General features: G+C 57.4%; 16 protein-coding genes. 8 read left to right on the top strand and 8 right to left on the bottom strand.

Annotated elements, in window-relative coordinates:
- Nucleotides 1-106 precede the first annotated feature (106 nt).
- From fdhE to OKX01_RS13985, 5 genes are all read right to left on the bottom strand, one after another.
- Nucleotides 107-1027, bottom strand: coding sequence for a formate dehydrogenase accessory protein FdhE (gene fdhE, locus OKX01_RS14005; protein ID WP_264671954.1), 921 nt, complete (start codon nt 1025-1027; stop codon nt 107-109).
- Nucleotides 1024-1677, bottom strand: coding sequence for a formate dehydrogenase subunit gamma (locus OKX01_RS14000; protein WP_264671953.1), 654 nt, complete (start codon nt 1675-1677; stop codon nt 1024-1026). The genes fdhE and OKX01_RS14000 overlap by 4 nt, the downstream gene beginning before the upstream one ends.
- A complete protein-coding gene (gene fdxH / locus OKX01_RS13995) occupies nt 1661-2575 on the bottom strand; it encodes a formate dehydrogenase subunit beta (protein WP_108727820.1) in 915 nt (304 codons plus the stop codon). Before fdxH ends, OKX01_RS14000 begins: the two co-directional genes overlap by 17 nt.
- The gene (gene fdnG / locus OKX01_RS13990; protein ID WP_108727819.1) at nt 2572-5664 is read right to left on the bottom strand and encodes a formate dehydrogenase-N subunit alpha; all 3093 of its coding nucleotides are present in this window, start codon (nt 5662-5664) and stop codon (nt 2572-2574) included. The genes fdxH and fdnG overlap by 4 nt, the downstream gene beginning before the upstream one ends.
- Nucleotides 5665-5788: 124 nt before the next feature.
- Nucleotides 5789-6241, bottom strand: coding sequence for a hypothetical protein (locus tag OKX01_RS13985; RefSeq protein ID WP_125277682.1), 453 nt, complete (start codon nt 6239-6241; stop codon nt 5789-5791).
- A gap of 172 nt (nt 6242-6413) precedes the next feature.
- Here OKX01_RS13985 and OKX01_RS13980 point away from each other — a divergent pair, with 172 nt between their 5' ends.
- The 3 genes from OKX01_RS13980 (at nt 6414) to OKX01_RS13970 (ending at nt 11011) form a co-directional block, all read left to right on the top strand.
- Entirely contained in the window at nt 6414-7358 is a 945-nt protein-coding gene (locus OKX01_RS13980; RefSeq protein WP_264671952.1) for a helix-turn-helix transcriptional regulator, read from the top strand.
- A 165-nt stretch (nt 7359-7523) separates the two neighbouring features.
- Nucleotides 7524-8699 (top strand): multidrug effflux MFS transporter, encoded by a 1176-nt coding sequence (locus tag OKX01_RS13975; protein ID WP_108728738.1) that lies wholly within the window; start codon nt 7524-7526, stop codon nt 8697-8699.
- A gap of 116 nt (nt 8700-8815) precedes the next feature.
- A complete protein-coding gene (locus tag OKX01_RS13970) occupies nt 8816-11011 on the top strand; it encodes a TonB-dependent siderophore receptor (RefSeq protein WP_094197420.1) in 2196 nt (731 codons plus the stop codon).
- Nucleotides 11012-11188: 177 nt separating this feature from the next.
- On the opposite strand, the gene OKX01_RS13965 is transcribed toward OKX01_RS13970, so the two are convergent.
- The 3 genes from OKX01_RS13965 to OKX01_RS13955 form a co-directional block, all read right to left on the bottom strand.
- Nucleotides 11189-11713, bottom strand: a complete 525-nt coding sequence (locus tag OKX01_RS13965; protein ID WP_264671951.1) for a DinB family protein — start codon at nt 11711-11713, stop codon at nt 11189-11191.
- Between the two features lie 65 nt (nt 11714-11778).
- Nucleotides 11779-14028, bottom strand: a complete 2250-nt coding sequence (locus OKX01_RS13960) for a putative bifunctional diguanylate cyclase/phosphodiesterase (protein ID WP_264671950.1) — start codon at nt 14026-14028, stop codon at nt 11779-11781.
- Nucleotides 14029-14930: 902 nt separating this feature from the next.
- Nucleotides 14931-15071, bottom strand: coding sequence for a hypothetical protein (locus tag OKX01_RS13955; protein WP_264671949.1), 141 nt, complete (start codon nt 15069-15071; stop codon nt 14931-14933).
- Nucleotides 15072-15100: 29 nt separating this feature from the next.
- Between OKX01_RS13955 and OKX01_RS13950 the strand changes: the two genes are divergently transcribed.
- The 5 genes from OKX01_RS13950 (at nt 15101) to OKX01_RS13930 (ending at nt 18964) form a co-directional block, all read left to right on the top strand.
- Nucleotides 15101-15856, top strand: a complete 756-nt coding sequence (locus OKX01_RS13950; protein WP_264671948.1) for a hypothetical protein — start codon at nt 15101-15103, stop codon at nt 15854-15856.
- Nucleotides 15857-15974: 118 nt separating this feature from the next.
- Complete coding sequence (locus tag OKX01_RS13945; protein ID WP_264671947.1) at nt 15975-16187, top strand: AlpA family transcriptional regulator; 213 nt, start codon at nt 15975-15977, stop codon at nt 16185-16187.
- 42 nt (nt 16188-16229) lie between these two features.
- Complete coding sequence (locus tag OKX01_RS13940; RefSeq protein ID WP_264671946.1) at nt 16230-17105, top strand: ParA family protein; 876 nt, start codon at nt 16230-16232, stop codon at nt 17103-17105.
- Nucleotides 17089-17337: a type II toxin-antitoxin system HicA family toxin gene (locus tag OKX01_RS13935; protein ID WP_264671945.1), complete on the top strand. Its 249-nt coding sequence runs from the start codon at nt 17089-17091 to the stop codon at nt 17335-17337. Before OKX01_RS13940 ends, OKX01_RS13935 begins: the two co-directional genes overlap by 17 nt.
- Nucleotides 17330-18964: a ParB family protein gene (locus OKX01_RS13930; protein WP_264671944.1), complete on the top strand. Its 1635-nt coding sequence runs from the start codon at nt 17330-17332 to the stop codon at nt 18962-18964. Before OKX01_RS13935 ends, OKX01_RS13930 begins: the two co-directional genes overlap by 8 nt.
- Nucleotides 18965-18970 lie beyond the last annotated feature (6 nt).

The raw sequence follows: 18970 nt of genomic DNA, 5'->3' as shown, positions 1-18970 counted from the left end.
AGAAGCGCAGAGCACAGAGTGTGCCTGGTGCAGAGATTGAAGCGGGTAGTAAAACAGGTGTGAAAAAAAAAGCCCGGATTGGCAGCATGCGGATCCGGGCTTTTCTTTACAGGGCTTGATCAGGCAATGCAAAGGGGTTCAGGCCGGTGCGGCCATAACCTTCTGCGCTTGCTGCATCATCCAGTACCAGCGTCGCCAAGTCATCCGCGACACTTTCTGCATTGGGTTCGCGTTCCTGTGAGATCACCTTCAGATAGCTGTGGCAGTGACCGCAGCTTTCCGCACGCACCACGGCTTCGGTGGAGTCGAAGCTCAGGTAGTCCAGATCGCCCGCATCGGCGCAGTTGGTGCATTTGGCGCGAACCATATGCCATTGGCTCTCGCACAAGGAGCAGTGCAAATAGCGCAGACCTTGTCGGGTGCCCTTATAGATCAGGCTGGCGACAGGGGCACTGCCACAAACCGGGCAACTGGGGGACTCTTCACTGCTGGCCACAGGCAAAGGCACTGTCCGTGCTGCCAAAGCCACGTCCAGAGAAAAAGCCGCCCACAAAAAAGGAGCCAGGGCCTGGGATACGGAATGGAACTGGTGTTGGGCCAGGGCCAGACCTGCATCCAGACGCGCCTGGGTGCTCATGGCGCGCAGGGCATCCAGATGTGGGGTAATTGCTGGTGAAGCACCAGGGATAAGCTGGTCCAGCATGGTATCCAGATGCGTTACCCATGTACCTTGGCGAGCGATCTCTACAGGATCAACGGCCACGGCATTGGAACGGCTTTCAGGTGAAACTGTTGCCTGAGCCTGAGCCTGAGCCTGAGCCTGAGCCTGAGCCTGAGCCTGAGCCTGAGCCTGAGCGACATCGGCGGCCAAACGCAGATAGGCCTCCAGCTCATGGCCTGCAGCCAGTTCGCGCAAACGGGCCGCGCGGGCGGTGTACAGCTCATGCAATTCAGGCAGCAGGATGGGGTCAAAGTGCCGGGTGGACTCTTCCGATGGAACGGAACGACGGACAGGAACTTCGTTCATGCCTTGCCTTCCTTCACGTCTTTCTTGGTCGCTTGAAGCTCTTCATGCCAGCGATCGTGATGATGACGTATCCAGGCTTTGGAAACATAGCCTGTCACCATGCCGGTGATGGAGCCGCGCACCCAGATCGCCAGATAAATATGGCCCAGAATCAGCAAGATCAGCCCAATCCCAGCCACGGAGTGGATCAGGATGGCCAGACGCAGAACGGGAATGGAGAAGAACTCGGCAAAGTACGCGCGCCACATGATCAGGCCCGATACCAGCAGCGTGACGATAGACAGCATGATCAGCCAGAACAGTACTTTTTGACCGGCATTGTATTTGCCGATTTTCAATGGCTGCTTGGCGTTGTTCAGGATCACGCCTTTGACGTTACGAAACCAGATCAGATCGGTTTTGGCGGGCAGGTTGTACTTTACGAAGCGGGTGAACATATAGCCAAGGCCAACGAAAACTGCGATCCCTAAAAAGGGATGCAGAACGCGTGCCAATTGCGGGGTGCCCAGAAAGGAACTTAACCAGGAAAAAGAGGGGTAGAACCAGGATAGCCCCGAGGTGGCAGCCAGGAAAAAGCAGAGCACAACGGCCCAATGACATAGCCGCTCACGGAATGGGGTGCGCAGCACAAGATTACTTTTCTTGTTCATGATCGTCTCCTTGCGTTGCCTTGTCGTGCTCGTGTTCTTCGTCCTCGTCCACGCTGTTGGGGCCCACACCGATGAAGTGGGCTGCCATACCGGCCACCGCCACCGCACCAGCTACGGCAGCAGCAGGTTTGAGTACGTCTTTCCAGCCATCCACCACAGAGCTGATCTGCGGGTCTTTGGGCAGGCCCGCGTAGCGCTGCGGATCGTCCGCGTGTTGCAGCACGTACATGACATGGGTGCCACCAACACCTTGAGGATCGTACAGACCGGCGTTTTCATAGCCGCGCTCGTTCAAGTCCTCAATACGACTCAGGGCCAGATCCTTCATTTCCTGTTTTGAGCCAAACGCAATGGCGCCGGTCGGGCAGGTTTTGGCGCAAGCAGGGGCCTGGCCCACGGTAACGCGGTCCGAACACAGGGTGCACTTGTAGGCTTTATGGTCTTTCTTGGAAATACGGGGCACATCGAAAGGACAGCCGGCCACGCAATAACCGCAGCCCACGCACAGGTCGGACTGAAAATCCACAATACCATTGGCATATTGAACAATCGCGCCGGGAACCGGGCAGGCTTTCAGACAGCCAGGGTCTTCGCAGTGCATGCAGCCGTCCTTGCGGATCAGCCATTCCAGCTTGCCTGCTTCGTCCTCGTGCTCGGTAAAGCGCATCAAGGTCCAACTGTCGGGGCTAAGGTCGCTGGGGTTGTCGTACACGCCGACGTTTTCTTCCACCTGGCCGCGCAAATCGTTCCATTCATTGCAGGCGACCTGGCAAGCTTTGCAGCCAATGCAGATGGACACGTCAATCAGCTTGGCCACTTCCATCTGGTGATCACGCACCTGTGGGGCTGGTGTGACCGAGTTGGTGGCCGAACGGCGTACTATGTTTTGCGAATTCATGCCGTGGCTCCCTTCATTTTTTCGACATTGACCAGAAAGGCTTTGAACTCCGGTGTTTGCGTATTGGCATCGCCAACGCCGGGGGACAGCGTATTGGCCAGAAAGCCCTTGCGGGTTTCACCTTCAAAGCCCCAGTGGCAGGGGATACCAATTTGCTGCACCTGCTGGCCGGCAACGGTCAGGGTGCGCATGCGTTTGGTCACCACCGCCTTGGCGGTGATGTAACCGCGCTTGGTTGTGACTTTGACGGTGTCGCCGTGGCGGATGTCTTTTTCAGCCGCCAGTTGTTCGCCAATTTCCACGAACTGTTCAGGCTGCAACATGGCATTCAGATAAGAGTGCTTGGTCCAGTGGCGGAACAATTCGGTAATGGAGTAGGTGGTGGCTACATACGGGTAATCGTGACGATTGCCCATGCGCTCGGCGTCATTGGAAAGAATCCGTGCGGTCGGGTTATGCGTTACGTTTTCGTGTAGCGGGTTTTTCGCAATGGGGCTTTCTACCGGCTCGTAGTGTTCGGGGAAGGGGCCGTCATTAATGCCTTTTTCCGAGAACAAGCGGCCCAGCCCTTCGGGCAGCATAATGAAAGGCGCTGCTGGGCTACCAGGAGGCAGGTTGGCTGGGAAGTCCGGAACATCCGCCCCGGTCCATTGCTGGCCGTCCCAATGCAAAATCTGGCGATGCTCATCCCAGGGTCTGCCCATTTCATCCATAGAGGCGCGGTTGTACAAAATGCGTCGGTTGGCAGGCCATGCCCATGCCCAGCCAGGGGTGTTGCCCAAGCCCGTATCGGTGTTGTCCCGATTAGCCATCTGGTTGCCTTTCTCGGTCCAGGAACCTGTAAATACCCAGCAGTAGCTTTGTGTCGTGCCGTCATCGCGCAATTGCGCAAAGCTATCCAGCAACTGGCCCTTGCGTAGAATCTGCGTGCCGTTCTCGTCGAAAACATCAGCCAGTGCATAGCCATTGGCCTCTTTGGCCACTTCTTCCGGATGCGGGAAATGCGGGTCGTGATAGGTGTCGGCGTCCCAGGTCATGTTCAGGACTTGTTCGGGACAGGCACCACCTTCTTCTTCGTACAGGCGACGCAGTTCCATCATGATGTCGCCCAGGATGTTGGGATCATGACGGGCCAGACCGGGAGGTTGCTGGCCGGCATAGTGCCATTGCAACCAGCGGCCCGAGTTCACGATGGAACCGTCCTCTTCAGCAAAACAGTTCGACGGCAGGCGGAACACCTCTGTCATGACTTCTTCTGTCTTGATGTCGTTGAACTGACCTTCATTGCGCCAGAAGTTCGAGGTCTCGGTGACCAGTGGGTCCACAATAACCAGGAACTTCAGCTTGGACAGGGCCTTGGACGTCTTGTTCTTGTCCGGCATCGCGGCCAGCGGGTTAAAACCTTGTGCGAAGTACCCGTTGACCTTGCCTTCATACATCATGTCGAAGTAGGCCAGCATGTCGTAGCTGCGATCCCATTTGGGCAGCAGATCAAAAGCGAAATCGTTAGCGGGCGTGGCGTGCTTGCCGTACAGGTTCTTGAGCAAAGAGATGAAGAACTTGGGTGTGTTTTTCCAGTAATTCACCTGACCGGGCAATACGTCTTTGGGCGTGGTTTCTTCCAGGTACTGTGCCAGTGTCTGCTGATTGTCCGAGGGCAGGTTCATATAACCTGGCAAGCGCAAGGACAGCAGACCCAGGTCGGTATAGCCCTGGATATTGGAGTGACCGCGCAAGGCGTTCACGCCGCCCCCGGCCATGCCGATATTGCCTAGCAAGAGCTGAATCATGGCGGCGCCACGAATGATCTGTGCGCCCCCGGTATGGTGCGTCCAGCCCAGCGCATATAGCCAGGTCAGCGTTTTGTTCTTGGCCGAACAGGAGCCAATAACCTCGGCAATCTGCAGGAAGTCGGCCTGTTTGACGCCGGTAATGTTTTCCACGACTTCGGGCGTGTAGCGGTCCACGTGCGCTTTTAACAACTGCAGCACGGAGCGTGGATGCGTCATGCTGTTGTCGCGCATCACTTCGCCGTTCTCGTCTAGCGCGTAGGTCCAGGAGGACTTGTCGTAGATCTTGGTTTTCGGATCGAAGCCGGAGAACATGCCTTCGTCAAAGGCGAAGTCGTCACGCACAATCAGGCAGGCATTGGTGTAGGCGCGCACGTACTCGTGCTGAATCTTGTCGTTCTCCAGCAGCCAGCGCACCATGCCCATCAAAAAGGCGGTGTCCGAGCCGGCGCGGATGGGCGAGAAGATATCGGCAACAGCGGCTGTACGGTTAAAGCGTGGGTCCACCACAATGACCTTGGCCTTGTTCTTGATTTTGGCCTCAATCACCCATTTGAAGCCGACCGGATGGGCTTCGGCAGGGTTGCCGCCCATCACAATCACCACGTTGGCGTTCTTGATGTCCACCCAGTGGTTGGTCATGGCACCGCGCCCAAAGCTGGGGGCCAGGGCTGACACGGTCGGGGCGTGACAGAGTCGCGCCTGACAGTCGATACCCAGCATGCCTAAGGCACGGGTAAATTTGAAGTCCAGCAGGCCGGTTTCGTTGGACGCGGCCGAGGAGGCCAGAAAGCCCGAGGATAGCCAGCGGTTCACCACCTGGCCTTTTTCGTTCTTGGCAATGAAGTTGGCGTCACGGTCATCTTTGAGCAAACGGGCGATGCGCTTGGTGGCTTCGCTCCAACTGATCTTGACCCATTCTTTGGAGCCCGGGGCTCGGTATTCGGGGTGCAGCAGGCGATTCTTGGAGTGAATCATGTCCAGCAGGCCAGCGCCTTTGGGACAGAGCGAGCCACGGCTGACCGGATGGTCCGGGTCGCCTTCAATATGGAAGATGCGCGGTTTCGCGTTTTTGGAGCCATCGCCCATGGAATACATGAGGATGCCGCAGCCCACTGAACAGTATGTACAGTTGTTGCGTGTCTCTTTGGATCGAAGGAGTTTGTAGGGCCGGACGGCGGCGGGAACTTGAGCGGCGGCTGTCGAAAGTCCCATCGCGGTCGCTGACAGCGCAGCTGCCCCAGCACCAAGAATTTTGAGAAACTGACGCCGACCAAAACTTGGTACGTTGGTATTCATGAAAGGTTCTTCTTGCAGAAAATGTGTTGGCAAAAGGATCGCTAATTGCCGGGCCGGATTATAGCAGTCTGTGTATAAACTGCTTTTGCTGTGCTGATACTGTCGTTTTTAAAGCGGATAGCGTTTAAGGTTTATTCGCACAGCAGCGGCCGATGACTCGCCACAGGTAGTACACAGCGATGCCGCTAAAGATAAAGGCGGGCAAAGCCCAGACCATACCTGCGCCGATCAGGTTGTCTCCCTGCGCGTTCAGGCAACTGGAGGCAGCCGTTTCTATGCAGTCTTTATAGCGGTAGTAGCGCTCGTAAAATAGCCACCAGAAAAAACCAGCCAGACTAGAAAAAATAATCAGGCCAATCGTTGATTTAAGGCGGGGTGTCGAGCGGGAAATCATGCTTGGAAATGTGGAACCATTGGTGTGATGAAAAAAGGGCTTATGCCCCGATTGCTTTAGCTGATTGCATTTTGCTAGGTGATCAACGGCAAGAAGAATAGGTACAGCACAGATGCAAAATTGTAGCGATTCTGTGTGTCGATTTTGATGCAAGAACAGACCCTGGCACGATGAGGTCAACATAAAACTCCGTTAATTCAAGGCATTGCCGTACTCTTTGAATTCTTTAGAGGTGCCATATAATTGAGAATGTATGTTATTCTCAGTTGCATTGTGTCGGATGTTCTGTTCCCATCGGCCCGAGTGCCTTGAGCCCGTATCCGCCAGGCTGACATCGTTTTCTTTCTCTATTCCTATGATCAGATTCACAGTATCGGACTTTGACCGACTCGGTCGTCCGGCAGGCTTTCACTATTGTTTGCCTCACTATGTTGGCCCAGATCGGGAAAGGGAGCAGCTTTGCATTGCCGAGGGGCGTGTGCAGGAACACGAGGTCAGGCCGGGCATCAAGTTGGTGCTGTCAGATATCGTCACGCACCATCACTACGAATCCAGTTCCGTCAGCGCGCCGCAGTTCTCTGCCATTGTGATGCTGCAAGGCCGCGCGCAAGCCCGCCTGGCCAGTCAGAATCAACTGAGCCTGGTCGCGCAAAGTGGTGTCAGTATTGCGCATAGCGAATCGGTCGCGTTGACCGGGATACACCCGGCCGGGCAACGTTTGCGCTGTATTAACCTCTCTTTGCGTTCAGCGGAAAGCGTGGGCGACTCGCGCTTGGGCGACACCCTGTCCAAACTGATGGGCCCATCCGGACTGTGCATGCAGAAGTGGACGGTCCCGCCGCATTTGCTCAACACGCTCGAGCAGTTGATAGACAGCCCCTGGCAGGGGGCGACGTACGATTTGCTGCTGGAAGGTGTCAGCCTGCAAATGCTGGCTCATGCGCTGGACGGATTGACTCCAAAGCCTGCTAAAGAGTCGCCGGCCACTGCCCGTGACCGACAGCTACTGGAGCGTGTGCGTGAACGTTTGTACAACGCGCCGGGTGACGATCATACCTTGGCGGATCTGGCCAAGCTGGCCTGCATGAGTCCGAGCACCTTGCGGGTGAAGTTTCAGGCAACCTACCAGTGTTCTGTGTTTGGCTGGTTACGTGAGCGTCGTCTGGAGCTGGCACGTGATTATCTGGCGCAGGGCTGGAGCGTACAGCAGGCGGCTCATTTTGTGGGCTATCGCCACGCCACCAACTTTGCCACAGCCTTTCGTGAGCGCTACGGGATTGCGCCCAGCGAATTGAATTGAGGTGGCCGGGCGGCCAGCTCTGTCATTGTTCAAAGCTCTTTAGGCGTTTGCCATTCCCCACTCTGGCGAGCCTGGTCCATCCTGAAAAAGACCTCCCCTATGCGGGTTTGTTTCTTTATTTCAGACAGAGCTGTGTTGCCTTCCTCGCTTCCCCCGTATCCCTTGATGGTGTTGATTCTGGGCCTGCTGGCCTGCGTTGCACCTGCCACTATTGACGCCTATTTACCTGCTTTCAGCGCGTTGGAGCGCGAGTTTCAGGTACCCCCCGAAAGCGTGCAGCAGACCTTGGGTGTGTATATGTCTGCCTATGCAGCGATGTTGCTGCTGCATGGCACTTTGTCCGATGCCTGGGGGCGCAAACCTGTGATTGTGGCGTCCCTGGCGGTGTATATCACTGGCTCGGTGATGGCGGCCTTGGCGCCCAGCATGGATTGGCTCTTGGCTGCTCGGGTACTGCAAGGCTTGTCGGCCGGAGCGGGTTTGGTGATTGGCCAGGCCATGGTGCGTGATTGCTATCAAGGTGAACAGGCGCAACGGACTCTGTCTTATATCGTCGTGGTCTTTAATGTCTCGCCCGCGCTGGCCCCGATTGTGGGTGGTCAATTGATTGCGCTTTTGGGTTGGCGCGCTGTGTTCTGGATGCTGGCCGCCCTGGCCGCTGCGGCGTGCTACTTGTGCCTGCGTCGCTTGCCTGAAACCTTGCCCAGCAGTAAGCGTCAGCCTTTGGCCTGGCGCCAGTTGCGTAGCGATATTGGGCAATTACTGGGCGATGTGCCTTTTATGGGCATGAGTGTGGCCTTAAGTTTGCTGATTGGGGCTCAGGCCTTTCTGATCGGCGCTGCTCCGGATTTCATTTCTCATACTTTGAACTTGCCTGAAACCGCCTTTGCCGTGTTGTTTGTGCCTTTGGTGGTCGGGGCCATGTTGGGGGCTTTGGCCTCTGCCCATCTTGTGCGACATTGGGGAGACATCACGATTATTCGCTGCGCCTATGGCTTGATGCTGGCCAGTTGCCTTGTCTATACCGGGTATCTGGCCAGCGCCTGGCATCCTGCCTTGCCGTGGGCCGTGTTGCTCCCCGCCTTTTTCACCGCAGGTCTGGCTATGTTGATGCCGGTGGTGACCATGCGTATTTTGGCCCAAGTTCCCAGTCGGGCCGGGTTGGCGGCCTCCTTATTGGGCTTTTGCCAGATGAGTACGTTTTCGCTGGTCAGCGGTTGGCTGGTGCCGTGGGTCTACGGCCAGCCTCTGCGGATGTCAGCCGCCATGCTGATCTGCGTCTTGCTCAGTGCCGTTAGCTGGTTTTGGCTGCAACTACGCGCGGATCGATGCCCCTCCTAGAAGGAAAGCGGCAGGACTGATATTTGGAATAGGGTTTTTGCGTTTAGGGATACGCTCATGCAAACTCTGTAGATGATAATTGTTCGCATCTAAAACCTGTTCTGAGATCCTTGCTCATGCCTGCTGTTTCAACCTGCTATGCCCGTTCAAGATTGCGCTTGCTTGTCCCTGTCACTCGTTCTGCCATGTTGCTGGTTGCTGCCAGCAGCCCGGCCTGGGCGCAGGATTCCGTGGCTGATACGCCTGTAGAACTGTCCACCATTACGATCAAGGGCAATCGAGACCCAGGCGTGACGGAAACCGATCCGTCTTACACCACCAAGGCCATGAGCACGGCGACGGGGCTGTCTCTTTCTATCAAGGAGACGCCGCAATCGGTCAGTGTGGTCACCCGAAAAATGATGGATGATCGCGGCATGCAGACGACGGCGGATGCCTTGCAGAGCGCGCCGGGTATATCTGTGACACGCAGCGATACCAACCGTTATTCCTTTTCCTCGCGTGGTTTTGGTATCGACAACTATCAGTTTGATGGTTTGACGCAGCCAGTTTTGTCGCCCTGGGCCTTTGGTGAAAGCAACCTGGACCTGGTCGTTTTTGATCGGGTTGAAGTGGTGCGCGGCGCGACCGGTTTGATGACGGGGGCCGGTAATCCTTCGGCAGCCGTCAATTATGTACGTAAACGTCCTTTGCGGGACTTTGCCGCATCGGGGGGGATCAGTGTCGGAAGCTGGGACTTTGCGCGTGGATACGCAGATGTGTCTACCCCGATTACGGAAGATGGGCGTATCCGTGGCCGTATTGTAGGAGCTTATGGCAAGGCCAATAGCTATACCGATTTGCAGGATACTAAAACCCGTACATTGTATGGCGTGGTCACGGCTGACTTGATGCCTGGCATGGAGTTGACGGGGGGTGTTGCCTATCAGTCCAGCTCCAATAATGGTTTTGGCAGTGGTTTTCCGCTGTTCTATAGCGATGGCTCTCGTACGGATTTCAAGCGTTCGATTTCCAACAATACAAACTGGTCACGCGTCGAGAACAATACGACAACGGGTTTTGTGGATTTGAGCCACCAGTTCAAGAATAACTTGAGCTTGCGCTTGACCTATAACCAGTCCTACACCGATGCCTTCATGAAAAACCTGTTTCGGGGTGGGTATCCGGATCGGGAAACAGGGCTGGGTACATCGAACTCGTACTCTTATTACGAAGGCGATGTACGCCGCAAGGCATTGAATGCGTCCTTGTCCGGGCCATTTACCTTGTTTGGCAAAGAGCACGAGTTTTCGGTGGGCTGGATGATGTCCCAGGATCGCGTATCTTTCCCGCAGTATCGGGCCGTACCCCCATTGGCTGCGGCGGCCAGCTTCTATCAGCCAGGCCGAGAGCCGGAGCCGAACTGGTCCAGTGAGCCATCCCAGGCTGATGATACGGATAACAAACAGTCCGGCGCCTATGCCGTTGGCCGCTTTGCCTTGAGCGATAGTTTGCGCTTGATGGTGGGGGGGCGGCTGAGCAACTGGGAAACTGATCAGACCTACTTTGGTTCCAAGCGTCAGTATCGCCATCGTAACGAGTTCATCCCCTATGCCGGCCTGATCTATGACTTTGACGATACCTATACCGCTTACGCCAGCTATACCGAGATATTCAAGCCGCAGAACGCCCGCAACGAACAGGGTGCGATTCTGGCACCGATTACCGGTAAAAGCTATGAGTTGGGCTTGAAAGCGGCATGGATGGATGGCCGGCTCAATGGTGCGTTGTCCCTGTTCCAGACACGGCAGGACAATTTGGCGGAAGCCACAGGTAATAATGTGATTGGTGCACCACCTAATACACCTGCTTACCGCCCGGTGTCGGGGGCCAAAGTAGAAGGGGTGGAGCTGGAGTTGGGCGGAGAACTGATGCCTGGCTGGAATCTGGCCACGAGTTTGACGACCTTTACCGCCAAGGATGCGAAAGGCAAGCCCATCAATACCAGCAAGCCACGTACCTTGTTCAAGCTCTATACCACCTATCGCTTGTCAGGGGATTGGCAAGGGCTGACTGTGGGCGGCGGCATTGATTGGCAAAATCGCATGTATCAGAACGCCACGGCACCAGGCCGCAAAGTGGTGAATGTTGAGCAGGGCAGCTATGCCATCGTGAATCTGATGGCAAGTTATGACTTCAACAAGCGCGTCTCGGCCACCTTGAACGTGAACAACCTGTTCGACAAAAAGTACTACTCGCAGATCGGTTTTTATAACCAGGGCTGGTACGGTGCTCCGCAAAACGTGATGCTGTCCTTGCGGGCGCAGTATTAAGGGTGGAGTGAGCAGACAGGCTTGCCTGATACAAAAGCCTGCTTGGCAAGGACAAGCAGGCTTTTTTCATTGGAAGCGGATACCTGAGCGGCGTTATCTCAGACGCAAAAATCTTGTGGTCCTGGAGCGGCAAGCGTGGCGCTGTCCGTCTGCCTTGAGGCCTGCGGGCTACAACATTCAGGATACCAAGGCTATTAAATCAGTCACCCCAATATCGACACCCGCTTGATACAACAAGGTGCTGGCCTGACCACGATGGTGAGTCTGGTGATTAAAAAAGTGCGTCACCAAAAGCGCAACATCCTTCTCCATGCTCTGGCCCGCCATATTGTTATAGCGTAGCGTTTGGCCCAGTTGCTCGGGTGTCAGTGTGGCCGCCCAAGCAATAATAATCAGATCCAGTTTGCGACGGTACGGATCCAGTTCCGCCAAGGTGTCGAATAACTGCTGATCCAGTGTACGTGGCTTGGCAAATACCTCCATTTCTTCGCGCAAGCTGAGGGCATCAGGATGTTGGGCAAAGCGGTGCAGCCAGATCGTATCCCCCACTGCAATGTGCATCATCGTCTTGAACAAGGAGCCAAAGAAGGCGCCGCACTCTTGATGCTGCTTCTCTGGGGGCAAGCGAGCGGCGGCCTGATAAAGACGGCGGTTCATTTGGCTGTTGTAGTCAGCCATGCGGATGGCAGTTTGAGGTGTCATAAAGAGCAGTATCCGGCAAGATGAGGCATCCTGATTATTTCTTTAAATAGATAGCGGTACCAAGATCAAGGGCCATCTTTGCCAGTCATGAGTTGTTCGGTTGATCCCGCGTTGACTGCTTGCCTGGCGTGCGGAAAGTTAAGTGGACCCTTGTGCTCGATAAATTGCGCTGTGAATGTTTCAGCTGAAACAGGTCTTCCAAAAAGATAGCCTTGTATTTCTGGGCATTCATTATTTTTAAGGAATATGAATTGCTCTTCCGTTTCCACGCCTTCTGCAATCACATCCAGGCCAAAGTTCTTGGCTAAGTAGATAATAGCCCTGACCAGTGCGGCATTTCCGGCATATTCGTAGACATGGTGGATGAATGACCGGTCGATTTTTAGGCGGCTGACTGGATATGTTTTTAGCAGACTTAATGATGCATAGCCTGTCCCGTAGTCGTCGAAGGCCAGACCAACGCCTATGTTTCGTAAACCGCGAAACAAGTTTTTGGTGACTGCTTCGTTGCGAAGCAAGGAGGTCTCCACGATTTCCAGCTCAAGAGAACTGGCAGGCAGACCTGTTTCAGCCAGTAGAGCGCTGATTGTGTAGAGCAGGCGATTGGTACGTAGCTGTGCCTCGAACAGGTTTACGCTGATACGAAAATCGGGGATGGTTGCTTGCCAGCGGACGGCCTGACGGCAGGCCGTTTGTAATATCCATTCTCCTATAGCAGGCGCAGATGGCTTTTCGTTGAGCACATCAATAAAAGAGAGCGGCGTTAACAAGCCCCTTGTGGGGTGGTTCCACCGAATCAGTGCTTCTGCTCCGGTCAACTGCCTAGTGTGTGTTGATACTTGGGGTTGGTAGAAAAGCTCAAACTCATCGTTTTCAAAGGCCAGGCGTAATTCCCGCTCGAACGATCTGCGTGCGACAGCGACCTCGCGCAAGGCCGGAGAGAACACCTCGTAGTATCCCTTACCGGATGATTTCGCTTTGTAGAGTGCCAGATCGGCTGCGCTCAGAATATCCTCGGCGCTAGTGCCGTGCGTCGGCGCGAGAACCACGCCAATGCTGATACTGGTGTCAAAAGACTGGCCAGCAAAGTTATACGGCGTTGCAAAGACGTTGATCAGTGTTTGTGCGGCTCTTCGTGCCGCCTGCACGCCGTTTCCGGGCAGCAAGGCCATAAACTCGTCGCCACCGAATCGAGCAAGCTTAATGGCGTTGGGAAATGTCGACTTTAATTGCTGGGCGATGTGTTTGAGGGCGGCATCGCCAGCCGAGTGGCCGAAGGTATCGTTGATTTCCTTGAAGTCGTCCAGCTCAATTAACAATATGGTTGCAGGGGTTTCGTTGGCAAGCGTTTGGGCAAGGCGTGCCCGCCACATTTCCCGGTTGGCAAGGTTTGTTAGTGCGTCTAGCGAGGCCAGTTGAAACAGCCTTTCTTCATGATGCCGGCGCTCAGTGATGTCTCGCACAATGGCGCCGATATGGGTGGTGTCTGCTTCAACCCAGGTCGATAATGAGAACTCTGCCGGGAACTCGGTTCCGTCCTTACGCAAAGCGGATAGTTCGATCGTGCGGTCAGCAAGTTTCATTCGCTCGCCCTGTCGCAGCCGTAAAAGCTCTTTCTCGTAAATCTTACGCCAATTGTCGGGCACAATAATCGATCCTGGCTGGTTGAGGGTCTCGTCAGCTAGATAGCCAAAGATTTTCTCTGCAGAGCGATTCCAGAACGTGATGCGGCCATGCTCGTCAGAGCAGATGATGGCATCAGGGGAGGTGGCTGCGATATTTTCAAAACGGGCTTTGCTGTCTGATTTGGTTTGTTCCAGGCGGTGCGCTTCCATTCGCGCCATTACCAGGGTTGCCAGGTCGGAAAGGTTGGCACGATCAGTTTCGGTGAAGACATGGCGCGGCTTGGTATCCATCAGGCATACCGTGCCCAATCGCTCCCCCGTCGGGGCGAGTAGTGGTTTTCCCACATAGAAGCGAACGTGTGGCGGTTTGGTGACTAATGGGTTCGGTGCAAAGTGGGGGGCGTTCAAGGCGTCCGGGACAAGCAAAATGTCATTGGACAGGATGGTCGTCGTGCAAAACGAATCAGCGCGCCTTGTTTCGCGCAGATCAAGACCAACACGTGCCTTGAAAAACTGTCGGTCCCTATCTATCAGCGAAATCAGAGCGATCGGTACCTTGAATAATCTGGCTGCCAGGTTAACGAGCCGGTCAAACTCTTCTGTAGGGGGAGTATCTAGCAGTTTGTACTCCGCTAGGATGCGTAGGCGACGATTTTCTTCGACAGGTACCGGGGAGGAGAGGGATTTCATAGTTGTCCTGTGCTCCATAGATTTAACTGTAAAAATAATCAATAACTGGTGGCCGTATCGATTACGTTTATGTTTGGGAGCTGGTGCCCCTCCGGTTTGTTCTGTGTAACCGCAGTTTACTGATATTTATACCCTCAGGCGGGCGGTGTTGTCTTATCTATATGTAGGTAGTTATACGTAACGGGCAGGCAGCAGCAGGCCGTGGCTGTGACAGCAAGGGGAGGAAATGGGGGGAGGCAGGACGAAAAAAAGCCCAAACCGAAGTTTGGGCTTTCTGAATTTGGAGCGGGAGACGAGACGTTTACTAGGCGCGTAAGTCGTTGTTTCCCAAACAATTTCTTCGCCGAGGTGACCAGCGAAGACCTCAATTGTAGCCTTGTTTTTCGTCCCCGGCAACAAGTTCGTCCAAAGAAATCCATCGACGTCCAAAGACGCACACTCCGCGCACCAGACCCGCACCCCGCACATCGCCATCCGCGTGGACTCGAACTAGCCCCCCATATCCCGTTCTCTGCTTCCGCATCTTCACCGCGATGCCGACTAGGCAGCAGGCTTCCGATGTCGGGGCGATTCGAATGCCACCGTGGAAAGGTGCGCACCGCGCATCGCGGCGCCCATCTGCGCAAGCCACGCCGGAAGAACGCACACCCTAGCCATGGTGCGTGGACGCGATTCTTTATGGATATATCAGCATGCCAGGATGAGCATGACAGGCGCGGATTCGGTGCGTCCGGCTGGACGTTGGATGACGATTGCCCTCCCCTTCGCACCCCTTGAGACCGTTGGCATATCAGGCCATACCCAGACGGTTTTGCAGAGGCCGCAAATTCTTACGACCCTGATAGCGAGAGCGTCACTGTCGAGCCTGCGTCCTGATGCTCGGTCTTCTAGTCGATGAATTTTTACACATCGAGCACACGACGGCTACCAGTAGCGCCGACTGGTAAGAGGTACTCAAGCCCAATGACGAAGCCGCCCTCGGGGCTCGCGTCCTGCACAGACAACACGCCGATCATGAGGTCGGCGGCAAAGGAGTCGGCCATGTAGTTCTTGTCCTGGAAGGAGACGGAGCATGCACGAGAACAAGAATGATGCACCCACATCAAAGGTGTTCTATCGCCCGATCGAAGCGTCCATCCGCTGGGCCGGGCTGCTGCGGTACGAGCAGGCGATCCTGGCCTCGATTTCGTCGCCCCGGAACCTGCCACTTTCGCTGGACTGCCCACGCTGGGGCGAACTGCGGCTGTACACCGAACGCATCTATGACGGCATTCTCAATGGGGAACTGCCATTCGGGCGGGACGGCATCACGACGCACGACACCGAACTGATCGACTCTCTCGATCTCACCGTCCGCCATGTCGATCTGAAGCGCTGGATGCGCCAGCACTACCCCGAACAGCGTCCAGGCTTTCTCTTCTCCCGCAGCGAGCGCATCACCCATCCCTTCATCTCGCTGGAGACCGGGCAAGCCATGCTGGTTGAACAGCTCGCCCTGAAATCCGCCTTGGAGCAGTCCAAGCGCCAACTTCGCGAGCTGCAGGACAAGCACGACGCGCTGCTCAAGCAGTCCACGGTGATTCCCGCCTGCGCGCAGTGCCCAATCAGCGATCGGGCCGAGGCCACCTACCTGAACATCATCGGGGGCATGCTGGAGTTGATGCTCGGCCAGTCGCCCTCGGGTGCGCCGTACTCCAGCTTCGAGACGCAAGAGGCCGTAGTCAGCGCACTGGTCGCCCATCACCACGGCGTCATGGGGATCGCCGAGCGGACATTGAACGGCAAGTTCGCCACGGCCCGGCGCCGGCTGCATAGCGCCACCCTCTGAAGATTTCCAGCTTGTATGTGCAGTCGCGGAGATTGCATTTGCAATGTCTTTTCGCAGTCATGTCTATTGAATAGAGGTCACGCCAACAAACGCCACTGAGCGTTCAGGAGTGACCGCCATGTCGCAAACACCTGTACTGCAACCAAACGAGCGCCGCATCCTGCGCCTGGAAGAAGTGGAAGCGAAGTCCGGCTTCAAGCGTGCCCACATCTACAACCTGATGAAGAAGCGCCAGTTCCCGCAAGCGCTGCGCTTGGGTGTGCGCGCGGTCGGCTGGGATTCCATCGAGATCGATCAGTGGATCGCCGAGCGCGTCAACAACCGGGCCTGACCCGTTCTCCCGCGGACCTTCCATCCTCACACGGAGAACGCCATGCAGGTTGTATCCATCATTTCCACGAAAGGTGGCGTCGGCAAGACCACCACGGCAGCGAACCTGGGCGGACTCATCGCCGACGCGGGGCTGCGCGTGCTGCTGCTCGATCTCGACGTGCAGCCCACCTTGTCGTCCTACTACGAGTTGGCTCACCGCGCGCTTGGAGGCATCTATGAGCTGCTGGCCTTCAACGAGCGCGACCTCGGCCAGCTCGTGTCCCGCACGACCGTCGCCGGCCTGGACCTGGTGCTGTCCAACGACCACCGCGGCGAGCTGAACACCTTGCTGCTGCACGCGCCGGACGGGCGTCTGCGGCTGCGGCACCTGCTGCCCGTGCTGGCACCCATCTACGACCTGGTGCTGATCGACACCCAGGGCGCGCGCTCGGTGATGTTGGAGATGGCGGTGCTCGCCTCCGATATCGCGCTGTCGCCCGTGACCCCGGAAATTCTCGCCGCCCGCGAACTGCGACGCGGCACCATGCAGTTGCTCGAAGACATCGCGCCGTACCGGCATCTCGGCATCGAGCCGCCACCGCTGCACCTGCTCATCAACCGCGTCCACCCCGTGTCGGCGAACGCCCGGCTGATTCAGCAGGCCCTGCGCGACCTGTTCCAAGACCACGCCGGCATCCGCGTGCTGACCACCGACGTGCCGGCCATCGAAGCCTATCCGCGCGCCGCAACGCGCGGCCTGCCGGTACACCGCGTCGAGTATCGCCAGCCGCCGGGCAGAGTCGCCCCCGCTGCGATCGACACCATGCGCAGCCTCGCCAGCGAATTGTTCCCGCAGTGGCAGCACCGATTTGCCACGGTATCCGGCCGCCCGCCATTTCCTCTTGATACCGGGAGGCCTCATGGCGAACGCACATGAACTGGCCCGAGGCCACCAGCGGCTGCGCGCCCTGATCGAGTTCGCAGTCGGCGAGGGCTGGCACGTCAAGCGCACGCCAGGCGGCCACCTCAAATTCACCAAGGCAGGTTGCGCCGCGATCTACACCAGTTCGACGGCCAGCGACCACCGCGCGTCCCTCAACGCCCGTGCGCAGATCCGCCGCGCCGAACGCGAGACCCGCCCTCCTGCACAGGGACGCAGTCATGGCTGAGCTGACCTCCCAGCAGATGGCCGGCAAGCTGCTTGCGGCCGGGTTCGAGCGCAGCGGCTCGTCTGCCTCGACTCTGAGCGACCCCATCGCCGACACGCCCATGGTCGTGACCCTGGATCAGTTGCGTCCCTACGACCATGACCCGCGCAAGAAGCGAAATCCGACCTACGAGGACATCAAGGCTTCCATCCGCGAGCGCGGCCTGGACGCGGCACCGGCCATCACGCGTCGGCCGGGCGAGGACCACTACATCATCCGCAACGGTGGCAACACGCGCCTGGCGATCCTGCGCGAACTGTGGTCGGAGACCAAGGACGAGCAGTTTTTCCGCCTCTCGTGCCTGTTCCGCCCGTGGCCCAGCCGCGGCGAAGTCGTCATGCTGACCGGCCATCTGGCCGAAAACGAATTGCGCGGCGGCCTCACGTTCATCGAACGCGCCCTTGGCGTCGAGAAAGCGCGCGAGTTCTACGAGCAGGAAAGCAGCACCACCCTGAGCCAATCCGAGTTGGCCCGACGCCTCGCCGCCGATGGTTTCCCGGTCCAGCAGTCGCACATCAGCCGCATGAACGATGCGGTGCGCTACCTCCTACCGGCGATCCCCGCCGTGCTCTATGGCGGCCTCGGCCGCCACCAGGTCGAACGCCTGTCGGTCATGCGCAAAGCCTGCCTGCTCGCGTGGGAGCGCTACGCCAAGGGCCGCACGCTGGTACAGGACTTCGACGACTTCTTTCAGGAGGTGCTGTCGCAGTTCGACGCGCAGGCCGGCGAGTTCGCCCCCCAGCGCGTGCAGGACGAGCTGATCGGCCAAATGTCCGAGTTGCTCGGCATCGACTACGACGTGCTGGCGCTCGACCTCACCGAATCCGAAAGCCGCCATCGCGCCCTGGTCAGCGACCCGACCCCGCCATCGGCACCGCCCGCGCTGCCCGAGCCGGGCGCCATGGCACGCCCGCCCGCCGCACCAGCCCCAGCGACCCCGACGCCGGCGGCCACGCATGGGGCGCGTGAGCGCAAGGGCGATTCGGAAACGGACGACTCGCCTGCAGTCAGCCCCGTGGCTGCTCCTGGTGATCTGCTGCAGGAGCACATCGTTTCGCCCGCACCGACGACGGAACGGCTGCAATCCATTCAGCGGATGGTCGCCGACGAGCTGGGGGATGCGCTGCCCGATTTTTCGGCCAACGTCTTGCAGTCCATTCCTGTCCAGGCAGGCGGGCTCTATCCGATTTCCGACGTTTGGCACATCGACGCGGGCTTGGACACGCCCGACCGCCTGCGCATCCACATCGCGCAGTTTGCACGCGAGATCGCGGGCGAGGCAGGCCTCGATCAGTGCATCGAGGACCGCGCGGACGGTATTGGTTTCGCATGCCATGCCGGCGCCCGTGCCCCGGCGCCGCTGGGTCGTGCCGCCCTGGCGCTGCTGGCGTGCCTGGCTGGTCAGCAGCCCGCCGAAGTCGGCCTGAACAGCGGGCAAGTCGTCATCGACCTGCCGGCGCTGCTTCACGGACAGGGGGACGCAAGCCGGCGTCTAAGCGACACCGCATTGGTCAAGCTGTTCCGGCTGCTGCGCCTGGCCCGCCGTCTGCTCGACTTGGACGCCAGCGCTGTGGACCTTGGAACGTGACTGAGG

Origin of the sequence: Alcaligenes sp. SMD-FA (assembly GCF_025960365.1) — a bacterium.
Classification (GTDB): Bacteria; Pseudomonadota; Gammaproteobacteria; order Burkholderiales; family Burkholderiaceae_B; genus Alcaligenes; species Alcaligenes aquatilis.
The sequence above is the reverse complement of the archived record's forward strand: the minus strand, read 5'-3'. Positions and strand labels throughout refer to the sequence as shown.